Origin of the sequence: Microcystis sp. M31BS1 (assembly GCF_020245285.1) — a bacterium.
Lineage (GTDB): Bacteria > Cyanobacteriota > Cyanobacteriia > Cyanobacteriales > Microcystaceae > Microcystis > Microcystis panniformis.
The window spans coordinates 1-21,181 of the sequence record NZ_JADBVE010000137.1 but is presented as its reverse complement, the minus strand read 5'-3'; the positions used below and the strand labels follow the sequence as shown (position 1 = coordinate 21,181).

At 43.4% G+C, this 21,181-nt stretch carries 21 protein-coding genes and 2 pseudogenes; 9 read left to right on the top strand and 14 right to left on the bottom strand.

The window, feature by feature from the left end:
• Positions 1-157 precede the first annotated feature (157 nt).
• Positions 158-1,045, bottom strand: coding sequence for a 7,8-didemethyl-8-hydroxy-5-deazariboflavin synthase subunit CofG (gene cofG, locus IM509_RS07855; RefSeq protein WP_185236967.1), 888 nt, complete (start codon positions 1,043-1,045; stop codon positions 158-160).
• 112 nt (positions 1,046-1,157) lie between these two features.
• Here cofG and IM509_RS07850 point away from each other — a divergent pair, with 112 nt between their 5' ends.
• Positions 1,158-2,822: a transglutaminase domain-containing protein gene (locus IM509_RS07850; protein ID WP_185236966.1), complete on the top strand. Its 1,665-nt coding sequence runs from the start codon at positions 1,158-1,160 to the stop codon at positions 2,820-2,822.
• On the opposite strand, the gene IM509_RS07845 is transcribed toward IM509_RS07850, so the two are convergent.
• The 3 genes from IM509_RS07845 to IM509_RS07835 all read right to left on the bottom strand — a co-directional run bounded on the left by IM509_RS07845 (position 2,819) and on the right by IM509_RS07835 (position 3,906).
• Positions 2,819-3,085: a hypothetical protein gene (locus tag IM509_RS07845; protein ID WP_002771454.1), complete on the bottom strand. Its 267-nt coding sequence runs from the start codon at positions 3,083-3,085 to the stop codon at positions 2,819-2,821. The two genes, IM509_RS07850 and IM509_RS07845, sit on opposite strands and share 4 nt — an antisense overlap.
• 139 nt (positions 3,086-3,224) lie before the next feature.
• Complete coding sequence (locus IM509_RS07840) at positions 3,225-3,620, bottom strand: helix-turn-helix domain-containing protein (protein ID WP_170863898.1); 396 nt, start codon at positions 3,618-3,620, stop codon at positions 3,225-3,227.
• Positions 3,607-3,906: a type II toxin-antitoxin system HigB family toxin gene (locus IM509_RS07835; protein ID WP_052275815.1), complete on the bottom strand. Its 300-nt coding sequence runs from the start codon at positions 3,904-3,906 to the stop codon at positions 3,607-3,609. The genes IM509_RS07840 and IM509_RS07835 overlap by 14 nt, the downstream gene beginning before the upstream one ends.
• 332 nt (positions 3,907-4,238) lie before the next feature.
• On the opposite strand from IM509_RS07835, the gene IM509_RS07830 reads away from it, so the two are divergent.
• The 5 genes from IM509_RS07830 (at position 4,239) to IM509_RS07810 (ending at position 9,861) form a co-directional block, all read left to right on the top strand.
• The gene (locus IM509_RS07830) at positions 4,239-5,009 is read left to right on the top strand and encodes a sirohydrochlorin chelatase (protein ID WP_502882250.1); all 771 of its coding nucleotides are present in this window, start codon (positions 4,239-4,241) and stop codon (positions 5,007-5,009) included.
• On the top strand, positions 5,006-5,470 hold the full coding sequence (gene folK / locus IM509_RS07825; protein WP_052275813.1) for a 2-amino-4-hydroxy-6-hydroxymethyldihydropteridine diphosphokinase: 465 nt from the start codon (positions 5,006-5,008) through the stop codon (positions 5,468-5,470). The genes IM509_RS07830 and folK overlap by 4 nt, the downstream gene beginning before the upstream one ends.
• Positions 5,471-5,632: 162 nt before the next feature.
• Positions 5,633-6,997: a GTP-binding protein gene (locus tag IM509_RS07820; protein WP_052275812.1), complete on the top strand. Its 1,365-nt coding sequence runs from the start codon at positions 5,633-5,635 to the stop codon at positions 6,995-6,997.
• A 139-nt stretch (positions 6,998-7,136) separates the two neighbouring features.
• Complete coding sequence (locus IM509_RS07815) at positions 7,137-7,658, top strand: hypothetical protein (RefSeq protein ID WP_052275811.1); 522 nt, start codon at positions 7,137-7,139, stop codon at positions 7,656-7,658.
• A 349-nt stretch (positions 7,659-8,007) separates the two neighbouring features.
• The gene (locus IM509_RS07810) at positions 8,008-9,861 is read left to right on the top strand and encodes a peptidoglycan D,D-transpeptidase FtsI family protein (RefSeq protein ID WP_052275810.1); all 1,854 of its coding nucleotides are present in this window, start codon (positions 8,008-8,010) and stop codon (positions 9,859-9,861) included.
• 86 nt (positions 9,862-9,947) lie between these two features.
• On the opposite strand, the pseudogene IM509_RS07805 reads toward IM509_RS07810, so the two are convergent.
• From IM509_RS07805 to IM509_RS07770, 9 genes and pseudogenes are all read right to left on the bottom strand, one after another.
• Positions 9,948-10,589: pseudogene (locus tag IM509_RS07805) on the bottom strand (DUF3226 domain-containing protein).
• Between the two features lie 2 nt (positions 10,590-10,591).
• On the bottom strand, positions 10,592-11,743 hold the full coding sequence (locus IM509_RS07800; protein ID WP_052275809.1) for an AAA family ATPase: 1,152 nt from the start codon (positions 11,741-11,743) through the stop codon (positions 10,592-10,594).
• A gap of 44 nt (positions 11,744-11,787) precedes the next feature.
• A pseudogene (locus IM509_RS24050) lies at positions 11,788-11,877 on the bottom strand (divergent PAP2 family protein); the annotation flags it as partial.
• 105 nt (positions 11,878-11,982) lie between these two features.
• Positions 11,983-12,249 (bottom strand): hypothetical protein, encoded by a 267-nt coding sequence (locus tag IM509_RS07795; RefSeq protein WP_052275808.1) that lies wholly within the window; start codon positions 12,247-12,249, stop codon positions 11,983-11,985.
• Between the two features lie 290 nt (positions 12,250-12,539).
• Positions 12,540-13,493 carry an asparaginase gene (locus IM509_RS07790; RefSeq protein WP_052275807.1) on the bottom strand — a complete coding sequence of 318 codons (954 nt, stop codon included), beginning with the start codon at positions 13,491-13,493 and terminating at the stop codon, positions 12,540-12,542.
• A 15-nt stretch (positions 13,494-13,508) separates the two neighbouring features.
• Entirely contained in the window at positions 13,509-14,012 is a 504-nt protein-coding gene (locus tag IM509_RS07785) for a CGLD27 family protein (RefSeq protein ID WP_185236965.1), read from the bottom strand.
• Positions 14,013-14,017: 5 nt separating this feature from the next.
• Positions 14,018-14,422: a ribosome silencing factor gene (gene rsfS, locus IM509_RS07780; RefSeq protein WP_151696033.1), complete on the bottom strand. Its 405-nt coding sequence runs from the start codon at positions 14,420-14,422 to the stop codon at positions 14,018-14,020.
• 55 nt (positions 14,423-14,477) lie between these two features.
• Positions 14,478-15,074, bottom strand: coding sequence for a bis(5'-nucleosyl)-tetraphosphatase (symmetrical) YqeK (gene yqeK / locus IM509_RS07775; RefSeq protein ID WP_185236964.1), 597 nt, complete (start codon positions 15,072-15,074; stop codon positions 14,478-14,480).
• An 80-nt stretch (positions 15,075-15,154) separates the two neighbouring features.
• On the bottom strand, positions 15,155-16,723 hold the full coding sequence (locus IM509_RS07770; RefSeq protein ID WP_185236963.1) for a YcjF family protein: 1,569 nt from the start codon (positions 16,721-16,723) through the stop codon (positions 15,155-15,157).
• A 354-nt stretch (positions 16,724-17,077) separates the two neighbouring features.
• On the opposite strand from IM509_RS07770, the gene IM509_RS07765 reads away from it, so the two are divergent.
• The 3 genes from IM509_RS07765 (at position 17,078) to secF (ending at position 20,727) form a co-directional block, all read left to right on the top strand.
• Positions 17,078-18,061 (top strand): alpha-ketoacid dehydrogenase subunit beta, encoded by a 984-nt coding sequence (locus tag IM509_RS07765; protein WP_002742584.1) that lies wholly within the window; start codon positions 17,078-17,080, stop codon positions 18,059-18,061.
• A gap of 26 nt (positions 18,062-18,087) precedes the next feature.
• The gene (secD, locus tag IM509_RS07760; RefSeq protein ID WP_185236962.1) at positions 18,088-19,494 is read left to right on the top strand and encodes a protein translocase subunit SecD; all 1,407 of its coding nucleotides are present in this window, start codon (positions 18,088-18,090) and stop codon (positions 19,492-19,494) included.
• A 300-nt stretch (positions 19,495-19,794) separates the two neighbouring features.
• On the top strand, positions 19,795-20,727 hold the full coding sequence (secF, locus tag IM509_RS07755) for a protein translocase subunit SecF (protein WP_052275803.1): 933 nt from the start codon (positions 19,795-19,797) through the stop codon (positions 20,725-20,727).
• Here the strand turns inward: secF and IM509_RS07750 are convergent.
• Entirely contained in the window at positions 20,724-21,047 is a 324-nt protein-coding gene (locus IM509_RS07750; RefSeq protein WP_052275802.1) for a helix-turn-helix domain-containing protein, read from the bottom strand. The two genes, secF and IM509_RS07750, sit on opposite strands and share 4 nt — an antisense overlap.
• Between the last annotated feature and the right edge of the window lie 134 nt (positions 21,048-21,181).

The following is a 21,181-nucleotide window of genomic DNA, read 5'->3' as shown; positions in this document are numbered from 1 at the left end:
AAAAATCCCAATTGGTAGATTGACAAAAATGAGATGCACCCTCGGTCGTCGGTCGTCAGAAGAATTAAGAATGAATAATAATCAATTATGCGGTATTAAGTAAGGAGTGTTAAATGGCATTAACAGTGCTATCTTTTCCCTGATTACTGATTACTGATTACTTATAAACCGGCAGACGCGGCTTTAATTCCCAGCCATAAACTGCTAAAAATTCCTTTAATTTATCGGGGTGTAAATGGAGGTAATCGGGATTAACTTCATCGATAATGCCAATACCGCCTAAATCCCGCGCTCCTGCCGCTAAACAATCCAAGAGAAAAAGAGGATCGGGTACTAAATTCGGGGGAATTTGAATGACAATATCTGGGGGCAGAATTTCCCTAGCTTGCCTAACCAGATCGGGTAATTTTTGCAGATCAAAAGGATTATTTTGCCACTGTTCTCTTTTGCCCGGATTGTAGGGTTGTAGGATCACTTCTTGAATATGTCCCCAACGTTGATGAATAGTGGCAATAGTTTCTAAGGTTACTAAGCGATCGCATTCTGTTTCACCAATTCCTAATAATAAACCCGTGGTAAAAGGAATTCCTAATTCTCCCGCCCATTGTAACTGCTCTAAGCGCAGGGATGGCACTTTACTGGGGGCATGACGATGGACGGTATCTAATAAAGTCACCGTCATTTGTTCTAACATTATGCCCATAGATAGATTGACATTTTTCAGTTTTTCCATCTCGGCAAAAGTTAAAATACCCGCATTGGTATGGGGATAAAAACCCATATTTAAAGCCAATTCTCCCAAATTATAAATATGCCGAAACCATAACTCTCGATTGGGTGCTAAAGGATGAACTTCGCCGCTAAGAATTAAAATTTCCGTAATTTCCGAAACCTGCAAAGCAGTTAAAATCTCTTTGGCTTTTTCCAAACTTAACCAGCCATCAGTGCCTAAATCCCTGCGAAAATTACAATAACTGCAACGATTGAAACACTCGTAGGTAGGTACAAGGGTATGAGAGGGACTATAGGTGACAATTCTTGACATTTTTTTCGGGATTGCAGTTCATTACGAGCATTCAAGGGCGAGAAAATTTGCTATCGTGGGGAGAATTGCTGTTTTATTCACCTAAAAACGCTCTCCCTTTTCGCTTCCTCCTATGATTTTCGATCCTGCCAGTCTTCCCTCCCATCGTCAAACGATTCGCCCGATTAGCGCCACGGCCCTGCACGGAATTGTATTTCAAGATGACAAATTAATCGCTATCGACGCAAAAAACGGCTATTTATACCAAATTGCCCTGGATAATGGTCATACAAGCGTACTTAATTCCCATCGCTGGCAAGAATTCGTCGGGACGACGGGATTGGCAATCGATGATCAAAATAACCTCTGGTTTACCACTCGCGAAAATCTCTACTGCTGTACTCTCGAAGATTTTACCCCGAAATTTTTTACCCGTCTTCCCTACACCGCTAACGGAGTTGCCGTAACTGGCAACACAATTTATGTCACTTGTCAACGTTCTGGACAAATCTTTATATTTGATCGCCAATCGGGACAGGAAATTACCCGTTTGTACGCACCGGGTATCGGCATCGAAAATATCACCATTCGCGGGGAAGAACTTTGGCTAACGGATACCCTAGAACAAACGGTTTACTGTCTCGATCGCGCCACGGGAGAACAGCTTTTTAGCATGATAACTCCTTTTGAATCACCGACGGGATTAGCATTTTATCGCGATGCTAACAGTGGCAAGGATATATTATATGTGGCCTATGCTTTCCAAGAACCCTGTATCCGCGATAATCCCAATTCCGAACAGGTTCACGAACTTAGTTATCGTCCGCGTACTTTTGTCCATCCTCTATATTTTCACTACGATCCCGCTAAAAAATACGCCCTTTCTAACGGTTATCTGATTGAATTATCCTACGTCGAGGAATTGGAACCCCTCTATAATATCGAACTAAAAGATGTGGAATGGCGCATCGCTTTACCCTTAGAAACACCACGGCAAAAAATTCGCAGCGTCGAAGCGGTGGGATTGCCTTTTATTGAAGAAATTCAGGACGGGCAGCGGGTGGCAGTATTTAAGTTCGAGCAAATAACCGGCAAACAACGTCATATTTTTGGGTGGAAAGTAGTATTAGAAGTGTGGGGTATTAAATACCAAATTACTCCCCAAGATTGCGAAGATTTACCCCCCTTACCCGCCGATTTTCCCGATCGCTATTTGATCGATAATGATGATCTGGCCATGAATACAGAAATTATCCTCAATGCTGCCGAAGAAGCGACCGGTCGGGAAACCAATCTCCTCAGAAAAGTTTATAGTATTCGTAATTACGTCTATGATCAGCTTTCCTACGGCATCAAACCCAACATCGACACCCCTGATATTGCCCTGCGGCGCGGAGTCGGTTCCTGTGGGGAATATGTGGGTTTATTATTGGCTTTGTGTCGTCTCAATGGTATTGCCTGTCGCACGGTAGGACGCTATAAATGCCCACCCCATGCCCTCGAACGTAATTTACCCCTCGAACCGGATTACAATCACGTCTGGATGGAATTTTATCTTCCCTCTATCGGTTGGGTTCCCATGGAGTCCAATCCCGATGATATTTTTGAAGGTGGTCCCTATCCCAATCGTTTCTTTATGGGTTTAGCTTGGTATCACACGGAAATTGCCAAAGATATCCCCTTTGAACGAATGCTCAGTCAAGGACAACCGGTGTTAAAAACCCAAGTTCCCATCGGCGATTTAGCGATTAATCACGTTCAATTTATCATTCTTGAGGAATTAGCCCCAAAAGACTAGAATTCTGACCCATCATCTAGGATGCCCATTTCTCTGTCTCTTTCTTCTTTGAGTTCTTTGACCATTTGTAAACCCGCACCCACACAGAAGCCTAGGGCTGCCCCGGCACCGGCAAAATAACGTCCATAGATGATTTGATAGTGATGGGGATTTCTATAGTTGACTTGGCTGGGATTGCGTTCAATGCGGCTAATGCCATAACCAATACCAGCACCAACTAAAGCCGTTACTAGGCCTGAAAATAGAACTAGACGAAAGTTCATGATCTTATCTCCCGATGGACTCTGACTTTAGATTATCGCTGAAAATTAGTTAATGGCAAGCTATCGCAATAATTTGTTAAGTAGTCGTGTCAAATCAATTTCCCTTGAGATGTGTAATTAATTTTGCTTAGGTACTTAATTAAGTAAATAAACTGGCATCAACCCGAAAATATGCTCCCAAAGACCTAGCTTCTGACTGATTGATGCTGCGTTGTCCATTAATTATTTGCTCCACCGCATCAGGGGAACCCAAAATAGTAATTAGCTCTGGATATTCTATCTCGTTAGCTTCTATCAGATGCTGTAAGGTGGCTAAAGGATTTCTGTCAGGAATTGGATAATTATCCGCCTCGAACCTTTCGATCAAACTAATCAATAACTCCAGTAAAGCCTCCTCCTCTAAACTAAGTTCCGAGCGATGTTCCAACTCTTGAGCAATTGCGATTACTCGCTCGTTTTCCACCTCTGTGGTGATTGCTTTTGGTTGATAGTAAGCGAGTAATTCTCCATAGGTTTTAGAATTAAAAGTAAGCATCATTTTTCCAATTTTCTTTATCGTACTCGGCATGGGTAAGAATATATTTAATATAGATAGTTTGTCGGCTATAAACTAGATCTACAATTAGACGAAAGTGATTTCCTTTAATGTTAAAAACAGTGAAATTACCAACAGATTCAGCACTTTTATAAGTGGCTGGCACATCGATTAGATTTTGCCATGCTGCTTTACTAGCGACTCTATACCAATCATAGAGAGACTCGCAGGAATTAGCATTAGTGATACAGAAATCGCGAAGTATTCGACGGCTAATTCCCCGCATAATACAAATATACCTCTGGCAGTTTCTGTCAATAGCAATTATATCTCAATATCTAGGCTAACTCAAGCCAGCGGGCTGATTTGCTCACACTTTACATTGCCTAAAATGGTAGCACTTGGAGCTAATGGGGAGGTTTTTCCGCTTACCAGCTAAGTAGGTGGCTGGAATTAAATATAAAATGAACGTAGGTTGGGTTGAAGCATGAAACCCAACGCCCGCTAGTGGGGAGGTTTTTCCGCTTACCAGCTAAATCGAGAATATCAGGAGAATTGATGCCTAAAGGGAGAGAAAATGTATTAGGCTAAAAACTAAACTATTTTGGCCAGATTTCTTTGAAGACCTCCTCAGCCTACTTATTGGTTTTCCACGGTAGTCGCGATCCGCGTCCAGCCATGGCGGTGACACGATTAGCAGCCTTAGTTCAAGAAAAAATCAGTCAACCCGCCGAAAGATTGGCGAGTAAATCGGAGTTTAGCCCATCTCTAGCGGTTCTAGAAGCAGATAATCGGGTATTAGTGGGGACTGCCGCCCTAGAATTAGCGATAACACCTCTCCATCAAAAAATAGAAGCTTTTGCCCAACAAGCACAAAGCCAAGGATGTAACCGGTTGCAGATTATCCCCCTGTTTCTCCTGTCGGGGGTTCACGTTAAAGAAGATATTCCCGCAGCCGTGGCCAAAGTGCGATCGCCGATTGAGCTAGAGTTAAAGCCCCATTTAGGCAGTTATCAGGGCATAAAATCGCTGTTATCCCGACAATTTGCTGATTTAAGCCCCCAAGACCGCATTTTACTGTCCCACGGTAGTCGTCGCCCCGGGGGTAATCGGGAAGTGGAAAATCTAGCGGCGTTTTCTGGAGCAATTACAGCTTATTGGTCGATAGAACCGAGTTTATCCCAACAAATCGAGAGTTTAATTGCTCAAGGTAGCCCAACAATTGCTATACTGCCCTATTTCCTCTTTACTGGTGGAATTACCGCCGCGATCGAAGCCCAAGTTTTTGAACTATCACAAAAGCATCCAAATGTCAATATATCTTTAGGTAAATCTTTGGGGGCGACGGGGGAATTAGCCGAGATTATTGTTGAGGAAGGATGTGGATGAAGCGGGCAGCGATCGCTTTGGGCGGTAATTTAGGAGATTCAGCGACAATTTTAGGGCAAGCTTTAGGGGAATTAGAGCGAGTCAAAGGAATTAAACTAGAAGCTCATTCCCAATGGTATCAAACCGCAGCCGTCGGCCCTCCTCAGCCCGATTATCTCAACGGTTGCGCCATTGTGCAAGTGGACTTATCTCCCTTAGATTTACTGCATAAATTGTTAGAAATCGAGCAGTTATTCGGGAGAGTCCGACGGGAAAGATGGGGACCGCGTACCCTCGATTTAGACTTAATATTTTATGATGACCTGATCTTAGAAACGCCCGAATTAAAGATACCCCATCCCCGCTGCCGAGAACGGGCCTTCGTGCTGCTTCCCCTGGCAGAAATTGCCCCCGATTGGCGAGATCCCGTAACTGGAAAAACTATCCTTCAGCTATTGGGCCGATTGGGATTGGCGGAGTAGGATGTTAGGTGTTAGGGTTTTAGTTGAAATTCCCCCATCTCTCCTGCTCCCCACGTCCCCACGTCCCCACTTCCCCATCTCCCCAGATAACCTCATCTCAGTTACCGCCCCGAAACTCTACAATAAAGGCAGCAGCATCAATAAACAGTAAAAAAATCAACCGTGACCAAGACCCCATCGCTCGAGGAAACTCATTACAATCAGGCTAAAGCTAGTTTGCAACAGGCCTTAACTTGGTATGCCAGTTTTCGCCGCCATTGGAATTATCCCCCCGATCCCCAACTTCAGGCCGCCGTTAAACAGGATTTGCAGTCCCTCAAATCGGCCTTGGATAAACTGGATGAAACAGTGATTCGGGTGGCGGCCTTCGGGTTAGTCAGTCGCGGTAAATCCTCGGTGGTAAACGCTTTAGTCGGTCAAAAAGTCCTGGCAACCGGCCCCCTGCACGGGGTGACACGCTGGCCGCGATCGGTGCGTTGGACACCAGCCACGGGTAAAATTCAGATAGAATTAATCGATACCCCCGGATTGGATGAGATTGAAGGGGAAGCACGGGCGAATATGGCCAGAGAAGTCGCTAAAAGTGCCGATTTGATTTTATTTATCGTTGCGGGGGATATTACCCGCACCGAATACGAGGCATTAGGAGAATTGCGCCGGGCTAAAAAACCGATTATTTTGGTGTTTAATAAGATTGATCTCTATCCAGAAGCTGATCGCCGTCAGATTTTTCAGCAGTTACAGAGATTAGGAACCAATCGGGACGAAAAAACGTTAGAAGATTTGTTAACTAGCGATGAGATAGTTATGGTAGCCGCCGAACCGCAACCGATTCCCGTCCGGGTGGAATACCCCGATGGGAGCGTGGTGACTGAGTGGGAAACCCCTCCCCCCCAAATTGAGGAGCTGCAAGATAAACTCTTAACGATTTTAAATCGGGAAGGGCGATCGCTGCTGGCCTTAAATGCTTTAGTGCAGGGGCAAGAAGCGGAGGAAAATATCGCTAGAAAAACCCTAGAACTGCGGGACAGTCAAGCGGAGGAAATTATCTGGCAATACGCGAAATATAAGGCTTTAGCGATTGCGGCCAATCCGATCGCTATTTTAGACCTACTAGGGGCTTCAATCGTCGATTTGACTCTAGTTCGGGCTTTAGCTCGTTTGTACGGCTTGCCAATTACCAGTCACCAAGCTGGTCAACTCTGGCGGACTCTACTTTTGAGTAGTGCGGGGTTGCTGGTGGGGGAAATCCTCGGCACTGTGATTATCGGTTTGGGCAAAACGGCAGCGGCAGCGGCGAGTATTTTTGAAAATCCTACCTCTTTAACTCTCTACGGTAGCACCGCCCTCCTACAGGGAGGAATTGCTGCTTATGGAACCTATATCATCGGGAAAGCCGCTAAAATCTATCTAGAACGCGGTTGTAGTTGGGGGGCATCTGGACCGAGTACGGTGATTAATCAAATTCTCGCTCAAGTTCATCCGCAAACTATCTTATATCGTTTACGTCTAGAGCTAGAACAGTGATTTTAAGGGAAAAAGTAAAAAGGAAAAAAGGCAACAGTGATCAATTAAATATTTCCTACTGACTACTGATGACCGACTCCTAATTTTAGAAACTTAATTTTTGACAACGACCACTAGCTAGAAATATCGAGAGAAAATCATGTCTGCTGCCCATAAGTCCTATATTCCCGTTCCCGTTTCTCGCCAAAAAAGCCAAGGCAGTCAACACCGTCCCCAGTCACCAGTAAATCAGACGACCCCAACAGTAAAACCGACGACTAAATCGGTGGTGAGAGTTCCCGTGGCCCCGACACAAAAACAATTAGCCTCGCGTCAATTACGTTCCCTTTGCCTCCTAGAAAGAATAGTGGCCGTGATTACTTTTTGTCTGTTGGGTTCGACTCTGGGAATATATGCTTGGACGGTATATATTCCCAAGGTTTGGGACAAAGAATTTGGTAAACTGGAAACACTGCAACGTCACGAGCGCCATCTTTTGGCCACCAATGAAACCCTTAAACATCAACTAGCTCAACAAGCAGAAAAACCCGAAACCGGATTAACTCATCCCCAACCCTTCCAAACTATCTTTTTACAGCGTAAATCTGCCCCTAACCTGAAACCGGCCACCGCTTCTCAACCCCAATCTACCGTCAATTCTCGACCGAGAAGTGCCTATTAACAGTTATCAGTTATCAGTTATCAGTTATCAGTGGGGAAGTTAACAGTTAGCAGTTATCAGTTAAGTGGGGAGGCACAATTATGTGTAGGATGGGTTAGCGGTAGCGTAACATAATCGGGCGTTGGGTTTCATGCTTCAACCCAACCTACGTTCATCTTATATTTAATTCCACCCACCCACTTATCAGTTATCAGTGGGTAAGTTAACAGTTATCAGATGTGAGTTTTTAAGTGTACTGTTTACTGTTTACTGTTTACTGTTTACTGCTCACTGTTTACTGATTACTGCTTACTGATTACTGATTACTGTTTACTGATCACTGATTACTGATCACTGAAAGATACTGCTCATGACTGACACAAAAAGACCCAGATTTAGAGGTAAAGAAACTCGATCGCCCTCGGGCAGGATCCGGGACAGAAAGTCCTATTTAACCGCCAAAAAACGGCAACAACAGTTAAAAAAAATGCCTTTGAGTAACGGGCGATTGGTGGCGGTGTGGTTGATTTTAGTCATGGGTATTGTGGGTTTAGCTTGGCGATTGTATCAGTTACAAATAGTACAAGGACAGGAATTACAAAAAAGAGCCAGAAAACAGCAAACTACCAGTATTAGACCCTATATTCCCCGACGGGCGATCGTCGATAGTAATGGTAATGTTTTGGCGACCGATCGCTTGATTTATACTCTTTATGTACACCCAAAACTGTTTGCTATTCCGCCGGCAGAAGTGGCTGATAAATTAGCTCCTTTATTAAATATTCCTACTAATCAACTGATTCAAAGATTTAAAGAAAAAGAAACAGGAATTCGTTTAGCCAATCAATTAACCGAATCCGTGGCTAGGGGATTAAAACAATTATCTCTTGACGGTGTAGAATTAGAGGAAAAGTACGCTCGTTATTATCCCCAAGACGATGTGGCAGCCGACGTGATTGGCTATGTAGATAAAGAACATCGTGGTCAAGCAGGATTAGAACGAGGTTCCAGTCAGTTATTAGAAAGAGACCCTTTTTCTGTCAATACAAGACGCATGGGAGACGGGCGAATTTTACCAGCTTTTGTTCCCGATGGTATCTTTCAATTTGATGAATTACAGTTAGAAGTAACCCTCGATTTAAAACTACAAAGAGCCGCCCGCACAGCCCTACGAGAACAGCTAAAAAAATTTAATGCTAAACGGGGGGCTGTCATCGTCATGGACTCCCTTGATGGTTCTCTTTTAGCCCTAGTTTGTGAGCCAACTTTTAACCCCAATGAATATTATAAAGCCAATGTGGCTCTATTTAAAAATTGGACTGTAGCCGATCAGTACGAACCGGGGTCAACTTTTAAACCAATTATTATCGCCCTGGCCATGAAAGCAGGGGCAATTAAAGCTAATACAGTAGTCAATGATCCGGGGGCAATTACTGTCGGTCCCTGGACGATTAAAAATGCCTCTAAACAGGGTTATGGGACGCTAGATATGGCCCGAGTTCTGCAAACCTCTAGTAACGTGGCCATGGTGCAAATTGCCCAAAAAATGGGGCGAGTTGATTTCTATAAAAGTTTATTAGGATTGGACATAAATCAAAGGGTTGGTGTAGATTTACCCGGAGAAGTGTCAGGATATCTCAAACCCGAACAAGAATTTCTGGATAATGCCATTGAATCGGCCACCGCTTCTTTTGGTCAAGGTTTATCCCTAACGCCTTTAAAATTAGTACAATTGCACGGTGCGCTGGCCAATGGTGGTACCTTGGTAACTCCCCATGTGATCAAAGGATTAGCCGACGACCGCGGCCGTTTGCACTGGCAGCCCGATTATCCCAGCAAAAAAGTCTTTTCTCCCACCGTAGCCCGGCAAGTGGTGGAAATGATGGAAACCGTCGTCAGCAAGGGGACGGGGGTAGCGGCCCAAATCCCCGGTTATCGCATCGGAGGCAAAACGGGAACCGCACAAAAAGCTAGTCCGACGGGGGGTTATCTACCTAACGCCAAAATTACCAGTTTTGTCGCGATTTTACCGATCGAATCGCCCCGTTATGTGGTTTTGGTGGTGGTGGATGAACCCAAGGGTGCCAATACTTTTGGCTCCACTGTTGCCGCTCCTGTGGCAAAAACGGTGATGAATACGCTCATTTCCCTCAAAGGTATCCCCCCCACCTCCAAGGTCGTTCCGGCGGGTTCTGCGACCAATAAACCCCCGCGGCAGGATTAATTTAAGTCTTTTTGAAAGAGGCTTTATTTAACAAAGCACAGAGAAATATTATGGGGCTGTCATTCCCATTTCGATCCATACTTCTATCAAATCTCGTATAACTCCTGTAACCATCTCAAAAAATTTGCCGATTGGGGATGGGAGCGATTAAGTATTCTTTGTTTGACTGCATCGTGAAGTTGTTTCCCCGGAGGATCTTGCCAAGCTAAATAGGTATGAATATTAGCCTTATCTAGATGATAATCCCTATAGGTTGCCCCTTGTTGTTTTGCCTCTATCACCTTGTTTTGTGTATATTGCCAAAGATTATTATCGGGAACTAAATAGGCTAAAAAAGTCTCTAACATCCCTCTAGATTGATTATCGGGCATCATCCACACACCGAATTTTATCCCCGATTCTAGAGTTATAATTAATCCCTCTGCTGGTAAATTTTGAGGTAAGTTAGGTATATTTGGTAAACAGGCATTATATAAACTTTTCCAACGATTATCAGGTTCTTCGTCCGCATCCATAATAATTCCTAAATGAGTTAGTCCGTTAGGAGTTTTTAGTTGCGTAGAGATATATTTAGGTTTTAGTAAATTTTCAACACCATCACAATTTATGATATTCAATGGTTCTTACCCTCTATTCCAAGTAACTCCATTTGCTGCCATTAATTGGGGAATAACTCTCAATTCCTCTGCACCTTCCACTAATAACTTTTTTGTCTCTATTTTAGGCATTGTTACCGCACCTCAAGATTACTTGTAGAAGCAATAACAATTTCTTCTGGATCAAAGATTACAGATTGGCTTTTTTCCCTATCTATCCTTTGAATAGTAATCTCGTTATCGGTAATTTTTTCTTCGGTAATTAATTCGCCTAAACTTTGCCAACAATCGCGGCTGTGAGTGGTGGCAAATACCTGAATATTGAGTTTTTTGGCGGTTTCCCAGACTACTTTCCACATATCAGTCATGACAGTAAAATGCAATCCGCTATCAATTTCATCAACTAATAAAATTCCATTTTCAAGATTAACCATCGCTAAAACTAATCCTAACATTCGCCAAAATCCATCACCTAAACTGCCAATAGGTATAGGTTGATCATGATTTTTAATTTTGATTAAAAACCCACCTCTAACACCTAGGTTATTTGAAGTTAAATACTTGCCAGAACCAACACTGGCTATCCTTTCAATTTTTGGCTCAATAATTTTCAAAGATTCAATAATTAAATCTTCTAAAGGAGAGAGAACAATGTTATCAAAAAGTGCTGCCATATCAGAACTTGTTAGAGAAAATGGTGTTAAGAACTTCAATTCAATTTTATTATTAATACCTATTTTATGGGAAATTCTGCTTAAACTAGCCATTCTTCTTGTGGAATCTCTGGCAAGAGTACCGTTGGCAAGAAGTTCCAGTTCAATAGGTTTTTGTGATTGACTCCATCTAATACTTAAAAGAAGTTTATTCCATTCCTCATCGTCGAAAATATTATCATTATTTAAATCATCATTTTTGTCTGAAAATGGAGATAGTTGTATAGGAATACTTTTCACAGAAATAGTAACACTTTCCTGATGTGATTTTCTAGAACCAATGATAATAATTTCCTGACTTGGGACGATTTCATGCCCAGGAAATAAATGACAAATTTCAAAAACTTTAGTGCGACTAGGTAGATTACTTTCTGACCAACCAAACTCACCTCTATAGCTAATAGTTTCAAGAAATATATCTATATTATTCTGAGCATACAAAAACTGAATCGCTTCTAAAATAGAAGTTTTACCGCTATTATTTTTACCCACTAAGAGATTAATTCGACCAAGATTGGCCATCTCAAAATTCTGAAACCCGCGAAAGCCTTCAATTTTTAGGGATTGTAACATGAGTGATTACCCCGGATTTTTAGTTATTAAATCTAGTTTATCTCAACCCCAGTAGCCAAAGCCCCCGACGAGACTAGATAGCGCAGACTCACCTTACCATCACAGATTAACTCAATCAGCGCTTTTAGTCCCTTTTCACCTTTCGATCATTATAGCTGGTTTCGGGGCAGAAAACCAGCAAAAACATGACTACAGAGGGAATCGCTGACTCTAGAGATTAATGACATCATATAATCAGGTTAGCGATAAATTCCTAGCTGCTGATACAGTTCAACTTCATCCTTGCCAACAGTTAAGTTTTTTTCCTCTTCAATATTCTGAATAGCTTGTTGAGTTTTTTCGTTAAAATCACTTATGGTATAAATCCCTTCTGCAATTCGTCGTTCTTTTTCCGCTTCTTCTAAAAATTCAGCTAGGTGTTTTTTTAGATAGGTTGCCAGGCTATCTTGTTGTTCTTCAGAAAGCAGTGCAATTTGCTCGAAAGTTTCTTGAATTAATTTAGTCATAGGTATTGTACTCCGAAGTTCGGTTTTTGAGGAAAAAAATCAAGATAAGTAGGTAGGCGTTAAAAATTATCAGACACCCCCGTTATCAAGGGTAGGGTTGATTCATGAATCAACCCTACCTTATCAAGGGGATATCCCCCCGCCTATCGGCACCCCCATTATTAAGGGGGGCAGGGGGGATCGAACCTAAAATCCATTTTTAATTTAATTATAACCAGCTACTTATAAATACTGCCCTAACACACCAAAAAGAAAAGTTTTTGATGTGTTACCTTGGGTCAACCCACTACTTATAATAAAGCCATTTCTCCCACCACTTCCAAGCGGGTATAACTGCCGATTTTGAGGAATTTTTCCGAGAGAGATTCGGCCACATTGGGAGTAATCCAGCCTAACTGTTTGAGAATTTGCAAAGCGGCGGCATATTTAGCCCGTTTGGAACCATCTAAAGCTTTTATTGCTAATCCTAAACCTTCACCGACGCGCCCAATACATTGAATCCCTTCAGCCCCGGCTTTACTGACGATTTCCCCTTGGCTAACCTGCATTAATTCCGTATCAAAAGCCCCTTCTCCTGCTACCATGCGGGGATGATAGGTCATCGCCCGGACGATTCTTTCTAAGTCTAAACGGTTGCCAGAGGCTAACTGGGCGTAGAGATGGGCCATTTGCCCCAACTGCATTGAATAGGTGGGCGCACCGCAGTCATCATGGGCGCTGATTAATTCATCTCCTGGCATCCCCAATAATTCGGCAATTTTGCTTAAAATTAGCTTCTGTATCTGACTAGAACGCCGCAGATAGCTATTTAACGGCCAGCCACGCTGTTGACACACCGCTAACATCCCGGCGTGTTTACCAGAACAATTGTACTGCAAGCGACTGGGTTTACCTTCCGGGAGAGGACATTGCAGGGCATTAGGATCGATATCGGCACGCCAGAGAATATTAAAGACTTGACGGGCGTGTTCCACCGTGCCTTGGTGAGAACTACAGATAATGGCTAGATCCTTATCGTTGAGATCGTAGCGTTCGAGGGTGCCGGTACTGATGACAGCCAGTGCTTGAAAAGGTTTCAGGGCCGAACGAATAAAGGCGCTAGTTTCGGCGCTGCCGGCGGTGGATAATACCCGGCCGCGGTCATCGCAAATAGCGGCCTCGACATGATGGACCGATTCAATAATACCTTCCCGGAGGAGATGAATTTCTAAGCGGTGGGTTGGTGAACGTTTTACCCTATTCATTCAGATTGGTTGCGGTTAGTGAGTGAAAAATAGCCAGAAAAGACCACTGATAGCGATAATTGCCCCTAGAATCAGGGCGGTTTTTTGTAAACGCTGGAGAATGGGCTGGATTTGATAGGAGACGATTAAACGATCGCGGGTTAAAATAGCGGCGGTTTTTGTCCAGATTTGGCCATCATACCAGCCCGACTCTTCATAAAATACTTTCTCTGATTGCAAGCGGTCATAGACGTAGATCCAGCCTAAATACAAGCGCAATAACACCAATCCTACCAAAATTGTCGAGCCAAAAATCCCCGCGCAGAAGAAGAGAAAAGGGGCTTTTTTGAGGGGAAAACTAGCGGCGGCAATCGGTCCGACAATTAACCATGTCCACAACCATAACCAGAGAAATTTTTTTGTATAAGAAGCTACATCTAGCCTCGCCCAACGAAAAAACCAAGATTCTTTTAATTGTTCGTACTCGTTAACCGGCTGCTGTTCTTCCGGGACGGGACAGAAATCAAGGGAGGATTTCATGGATTCTACTCCTCCAAATGGTCGCTAGGTAGAGGAATCCGTTGAGCATGACCCCAAAAAGCTTCTAAATTATAAAATTCCCGCTCTTTTGGTAAAAAGATATGAACAATGATATCGCCATAATCCATCAGGATCCAGCTACCTTCGCTTTTTCCTTCCACTTGTCGGGGGGATTGTTGCCATTCTAGTTCCATAGCGGCTTCGATCGCATCCTCGATCGCTCGCACTTGGGTGGTAGAATAGCCGGTAATAATCAGAAAATAATCGGTTAAATAACAGATATCGGCGACTTTCAGGATGGCGATGTCCCCTGCTTTCTTGTCCTCGGCAGCGGTGACAATTGTCTCCAGAAATTGTTCGGTCTTGAGATTTTCGGCGATGGGGGTAATAATTCCAGTGGGATTGGTCATTCAGGTTGTGGTTATCCTTTGGGTGAGGTGGTTGTAAGCGAGTCTTGAGATTATGTTAATCAATGGGTTTAGTTTCTGTTGGTTGTTCTTTAACAATTTGTAACGCCCAGTTGCGGGTCAGCACCGTGCGGGGATGAATGGGACAATGGCTACTTAAAAGATATTTTAGGGAATAATCGCAGGTTTGTTGAACGCTTTTATGGAGATTTTGATAGCTGAGTTGTCGTAGGGCGTTTAATTCGGGTGTATCGCCGCGATTGGGTTCCAAGGCATCGGCAATAAAGACTATACAGCTAAGATCGCTCATATTGGGTTTACCGAGGGTATGATTGCGAATTGCTTCGAGAATTTCCTCATCGGTAACGTTAAATTCTTTTTGGGCGACAACTGCACTGACATCGGCGTGGAGTAAGTGGGGATGGGATAAACAGATATTATCCACCTCTATTCCCGCCGATTCTGCCATTTTTAGCAGTTTTTTGGGCTTGAAAAATTTAGCCAGATCGTGTAGTAATCCCGCTTGCCCTGCTTGGACGGGATCGAGATCGTGATGACGAGCTAAATCAATACACATGGTCTCCACACCGAGAATATGTCGCAGACGGTGTTCGTTGACGTTTTCTTTTAACCAGTCGATAACTTGCTGTCGCATCTTTTTTTTGCCCTTGTGGAACCCCAAAACGATTGTAACAATTACTATACAATTTTGCCTATTGCTCCCGGGTTCGATCTTTACCAATCATCCTCGCAACTAGCTTCTAAAACTTCTTCTTGCTGCCAATCATCCTGAAAAGGTTGTACCACTTTACCGATCGCATCGGCCACAAAAGACTTAATAAATTCTTCCTTGCGACTGAGTTGAAATTGTCTTTGTACCACTTCCGTCATACCACCGTCACCCCAGTCTTGATCCTGACGGAAATATTCAATAAAACTTTTGCCGGCAATGCGGGTTAAATAGGCGGCACTGACCCCTTGAATTGCCTTACCGACTATATAGGTAGTAAAATTTAACTGTAGGATTCTGGCTAATAATTCTACTGCTCCTTTCACTACTCCCAAACTAACTAGAGTTTTGCCCAAAGATAGAGCCAATTCCTTGCCTCGATCGCTGTTAATTTCACAGCCATAAACTTGACCAATTTCCCTGACCATTTGAGCATTAACCGCCGCCGTTGCTAACAGATCGAACACTGGTAAGGGAGTCACAGCAATCACTCCCGCACCGATCCACTGATAGCGATCGATAATTTTATCAGCTTGGCGACGACGTTGGCGATCGATAATTTTCCTAGCTTCTTCTCCTAATCTTTGGGATTGTAAGAGGATATTATCCGCCACTAAATCCTCCCCTTCGGCCCGTAAAACTGAAGCCAACCGTTTAATTAAAGCTAAAATATCTGGTTCTGGTGTGATGATTTGTCCACCGGTTAACTGTACTGGTTGGGGATTAGCGGTAACGGCAATAATATCGGCTGAAAGAACCACTCCTTTTAGCCGTTCTCGTAATTGTTTTAAAATCATTTCTCGATCTTCATCGCTATAGAGATCGATTTTATTAAAGACTAAGAGAGAACGTTTACCAATATCAATTAAACGCAATAAAGGGGCGTATTCCGATTGTCGAATATCGTTATCAATGACAAATAAAAGTAAATCTGCTTCCGTGGCTAATTGTCGCGCTAACTGTTCCCTTTGACCTCCGGCTGCACCAATTTCGAGAATGCCGGGGGTATCGGTAATTTGAATTTCCCGATTCACACCTTTCATTTTTAAACTATAGGTTTCCCCTTTTTCCGTGGTTCCCATGGTTGCTTCCACATTGCCCACCATTTGACCGATGAGGGCGTTAATTAGGGAGGTTTTTCCCGCCGATCCTGTGCCGAAAACAATGATTTTAACTTCTTTTCTAACTAAACTTCGCTCAATTTCTTGGGAACGCTTAATAAAAACCTGTTGGGTTACTTTATCTTGAATTTGCTCTACTTGTTGCCGGATAGCTTTTAAGGTTTCCCCAGCGGCCTCGGTTTTTTCTACCGGTAATTTTAGGGGTGGACGGGAGGAAGAACGCAACCCGCGGCGACTTTTTTGCTGCTGGGGCAGCAGATAAAAGTAGTACAAAAGAATGTAGATCAGCAAGCCCAGCAGTCCGATAATCAGTAAAAGCAGAATATTGGCTAGTAGGGGAGCGAGAAAAACGATATCTCTGTAAAGACGATAGATAGAGTTGACTAACCACAACATTAATCCGAAAATAAAGCTCAGACCAATGATTAAAGCGGCAAGACGGGGTAATTTCATCAGCTTTAACGGTAGGGGATTCCTTGATCTTGATCTTAGTTCTTTGCCGGCCGATTGTCGGGAACTATAATAGACTGTTATCTATGAAGTAGGGAGACACAATTATTTATAGGAGCAGTAGCGTAACCCATGCGGGCGTTGGGTTTCATGCTTCAACCCAACCTACGTCCTCCACCTACCTACTCCCTATCTACCCACTTCATAATTCATAATTCATAATTCCCTCTCCCCACTTCCCCACTTCCCCACTCCCCCACTCCCCACTCCCCCACTTCCCCACCTCCTTCGGGCCAGAAAAGGGGTAAGATAATAAGTTTAGTGATAAGATGACCGAATTGTAAGCGGGGACTTGATATGGCAGAAACCCTATTATTTAATGCTTTGCGACAGGCGATCGATGAGGAAATGGGCCGCGACCAGACAGTATTTGTTTTGGGTGAAGATGTGGGTCATTACGGTGGTTCCTACAAAGTTACCAAAGATCTCTACAAAAAATATGGCGATTTAAGGGTTTTAGATACTCCCATCGCTGAAAATAGTTTTACGGGCATGGCAGTGGGGGCAGCCATGACGGGATTGCGTCCGATTATTGAAGGCATGAATATGGGTTTTCTTCTGCTTGCCTTTAACCAAATTGCCAACAATGCCGGGATGTTACGTTATACTTCCGGCGGTAATTTTAAAATCCCCATGGTTATCCGCGGTCCGGGGGGTGTGGGGAGACAATTAGGTGCGGAACATTCCCAACGTTTAGAGGCCTATTTTCACGCGGTACCCGGTCTAAAAATTGTCGCTTGTTCCACTCCCTACAATGCCAAAGGTTTATTAAAATCGGCGATTAGAGATAATAACCCCGTGCTTTTCTTTGAACACGTTCTTCTCTATAATCTCAAGGAAAATTTACCTGATAGCGAGTATCTTTTACCCCTCGATAAGGCGGAAATCGTTCGCAAGGGAGAAGATATAACTATTCTCACCTATTCGCGTATGCGTCATCACTGTTTACAGGCATTAAAACAGTTAGAAAAAGATGGCTATGATCCAGAAATTATCGATTTAATTTCTCTGAAACCCTTTGATATGGAGACGATCGCCGCTTCGATTCGCAAGACTCACAGGGTGATTATCGTGGAAGAATGTATGAAAACTGCAGGAATTGCTTCCGAGTTAATTGCTTTAATTAACGAGCAGTTATTCGATGAATTAGATGCCCCCGTGTTAAGATTATCTTCCCAAGATATCCCCACGCCTTATAACGGTAATCTAGAAAGATTGACGATTATTCAACCTAATCAAATTGTCGAAGCTGTCCAAAAAATGGTCGGCGATCGCATTTAACAAATTCTCCTTTTGATACTGAAGTTATGCAGAGACAAAATTGGTTATTGTTACTGATCATCGGCCTAGTTGTTGCCTCGATCTTTATCCTGATTAAGTTGCCCCTACAATTAGGTTTGGACTTGCGCGGTGGTAGTCAATTAACCATTCAGGTTAAACCCACTGAAACCGTGACAACCATTCAACCTAATGATTTAAAAGCCGTACAAAATGTGATTGAAAATCGCGTTAATGCCCTCGGTGTTTCTGAATCATTAGTGCAGACTGTGGACAGTAAAAATCAGGTAATCGTGCAACTACCGGGAGTCACAGATCCCAAAGAAGCTGAGAGAAACCTAAATGTTCAGGCCCAATTAGAATTTCGTCAGCAAAAACAAGGTACAGAAGGAGAATTCCGGGCTGAATATTCAATTTTTCAACAAAAAAAAGCGGAATTAGCCGCCCTTAAAGCCGAGAATAAACCCGAAAATGCCGCTAAAATTGCCGAACTAGAACAATCTCTCCAGAAATCTAAAGAGGCAATTTTAAATTTATTTGAGTCGGTGGACTTAACTGGAAAAAATCTGCAAAATGCCACTATTAGTTCCACCCAAGGCACTAACTGGGAAGTGGCCATTACTTTCGACTCGGAAGGGGGCAGTAAATTCGCCGAACTGACTAAAGCGATCGCTGGTACTGGTCGCAGTATTGGGATTTTCCTCGATAATGAATTAATTAGCGCCCCTGTGGTTGATGTGCAGTTTGCCCAAACGGGAATTACAGGGGGCCGGGCCGTGATTACTGGTAATTTTACCGCCGAAACTGCCAACGATCTAGCGATTCAATTGCGCGGTGGTTCCCTACCTTTTCCCGTCAAAGTGGAAGAAATTCGCACTGTCGGGGCAACTTTAGGCCAGGATAGCATCCGTCGTAGTATCTACGCCGGTTTAGTGGGTTTACTGTTAGTTTTAATCTTCATGGCGGTTTATTACCGTTTACCCGGGATTATTGCCGATGTTTCCCTGATTATCTATACTATTCTCTCTCTGGGGGCTTTTGCCTTAGTGGGAGTCACCATGACGTTACCCGGTATTGCCGGGTTTATCCTCAGTATCGGCATGGCAGTTGATGCAAATGTACTAATTTTTGAGCGTACCCGGGAAGAATTAAGGGCCGGAAAATCCCTATTTCGGGCGGTGGAGTCGGGATTTTACAGGGCTTTTTCCAGTATTCTTGATAGTAATGTCACTACTTTAATCGCCTGTGCTGCCTTATTTTGGTTGGGTTCAGGATTAGTCAAAGGTTTTGCTTTAACTTTAGCCATTGGGGTAGCTGTGAGTATGTTTACCGCTTTAACCTGTAGTCGTACTCTCCTGTTAATCACCGTGTTAAACGTCCCCAGCGTCCGTCAAAAACCCGAACTTTTCTGCCCTAATTTACCGGTAAATCAATAATCAGTTATCAGTTATCAGTTATCAGTTATCAGTTATCAGTTATCAGTTATCAGTTATCAGTTATCAGTAGTCAGTAGTCAGTAGTCAGTAGTCAGTAGTCAGTAGTCAGTAGTCAGGAGGAGATAGGGAGATAGGGAGATAGGGAGATAGGGTGATAGGGTTTTGGGGTGATAGGGTGATGAGACAACTTCCCCACTTCCCCACTTCCCCACTTCCCCACTGATTACTGCTTACTGATAACTGAAAAATCTCCCCACTCCCCCAATCCCTTTTTTCCCTTTTCCTTTTTCCTTTAAAAATATGGCATTTAACGTTACAAAACAGCGTAATTTTTGGTGGACAGTATCGGCCCTGCTGACGATTGGTAGTATTTTGGCCATGGTAATTTCTTGGTTCACTATTCAAGCGCCTTTGCGACCGAGTTTAGATTTTGTTGGTGGTACGAGAATTCAGATAGAATTAGCCTGTGCCAAAAAGAATAACTGTGAGAAACCCTTAACTACTGCTGAAGTGCAAGCAATTTTAGACGAGGAGGGATTGGGTAACAGTAGTGTGCAGGTGTTGGATAAATATACTTTATCGGTGCGGACGAAAACCCTCGTAGAAGAACAGAGAACGAAATTACTCGACACCTTAAATCAGAAAATTGGCACCTTTGACCCCGAAACCAGTCAAATCGATACAGTTGGGCCGACCATCGGTCAAGAATTATTTAGGTCAGGATTTTTAGCTTTATTAGTTTCCTTTTTTGGCATTGCCGCCTATCTCAGCTTCCGTTTTCAACGGGATTACGCTTTTTTTGCCATTGTCGCCCTGCTGCACGACGTTTTGATCACTTTAGGGGTCTTTGCGGTTTTAGGCTTAATTGCGGGGGTAGAAGTGGATAGTTTATTTTTGGTTTCCCTCTTGACAATTGTGGGTTTTTCTGTTAATGACACAGTGGTAATTTATGATCGCGTGCGGGAAAATTTTGTCAATACCCCCGAATTATCCGTGGATGAAATTGTCGATAATGCGGTCAGTCAAACCCTAACTCGTTCGATTAATACTACCCTGACCACTTTATTGCCTCTGGTGGCGATTTTTCTCTTTGGTGGCAGCACCTTAAAATATTTTGCCCTAGCTTTAATTATCGGTTTCGTAGCCGGGGCCTATTCGAGTATTTTTATCGCTAGTACCCTACTAGCTTGGTGGCGCGGTCGTTCCCCTCGACCCACACTCAATTACAGTTAGGATGCCATTGGTGAAGAATCAGTGGTTCTTGGATGGGTCGTAATAGTAATTTCAACCTGTTGATTGAGACGACCCAAAATTGATATCAAACGGTCAATAGTAAAGCGTCCCAAATTAGCACGGCGAATCTGGACAAATTCACTGTGATTAATTCCAGTTCGCACTTGAGCATCGCGGGTTGATAAGTCTTCCTTCTCCAGAAGCTTGATAATTTCAGCAGCAAGCAGTGCTTTCGCTTGTCGCACGTCCGCATCTACATCGCCAAAATCGCGGTACACATTCCCGCTACCTTGTACCAGTTCAAATTGTTCTTCACTCATCGGAAATTTTGGGTCTGAAACCCCGCCGTTCTAGGTTGGCTTTACGTTAGAATTAAAAGGCCAGTCTCGAAAACCAAGTGGACGGCGCAGCACCTTGAAAACTCGGCTTAGGGGGTTCCGACCAGAAAAGCTTG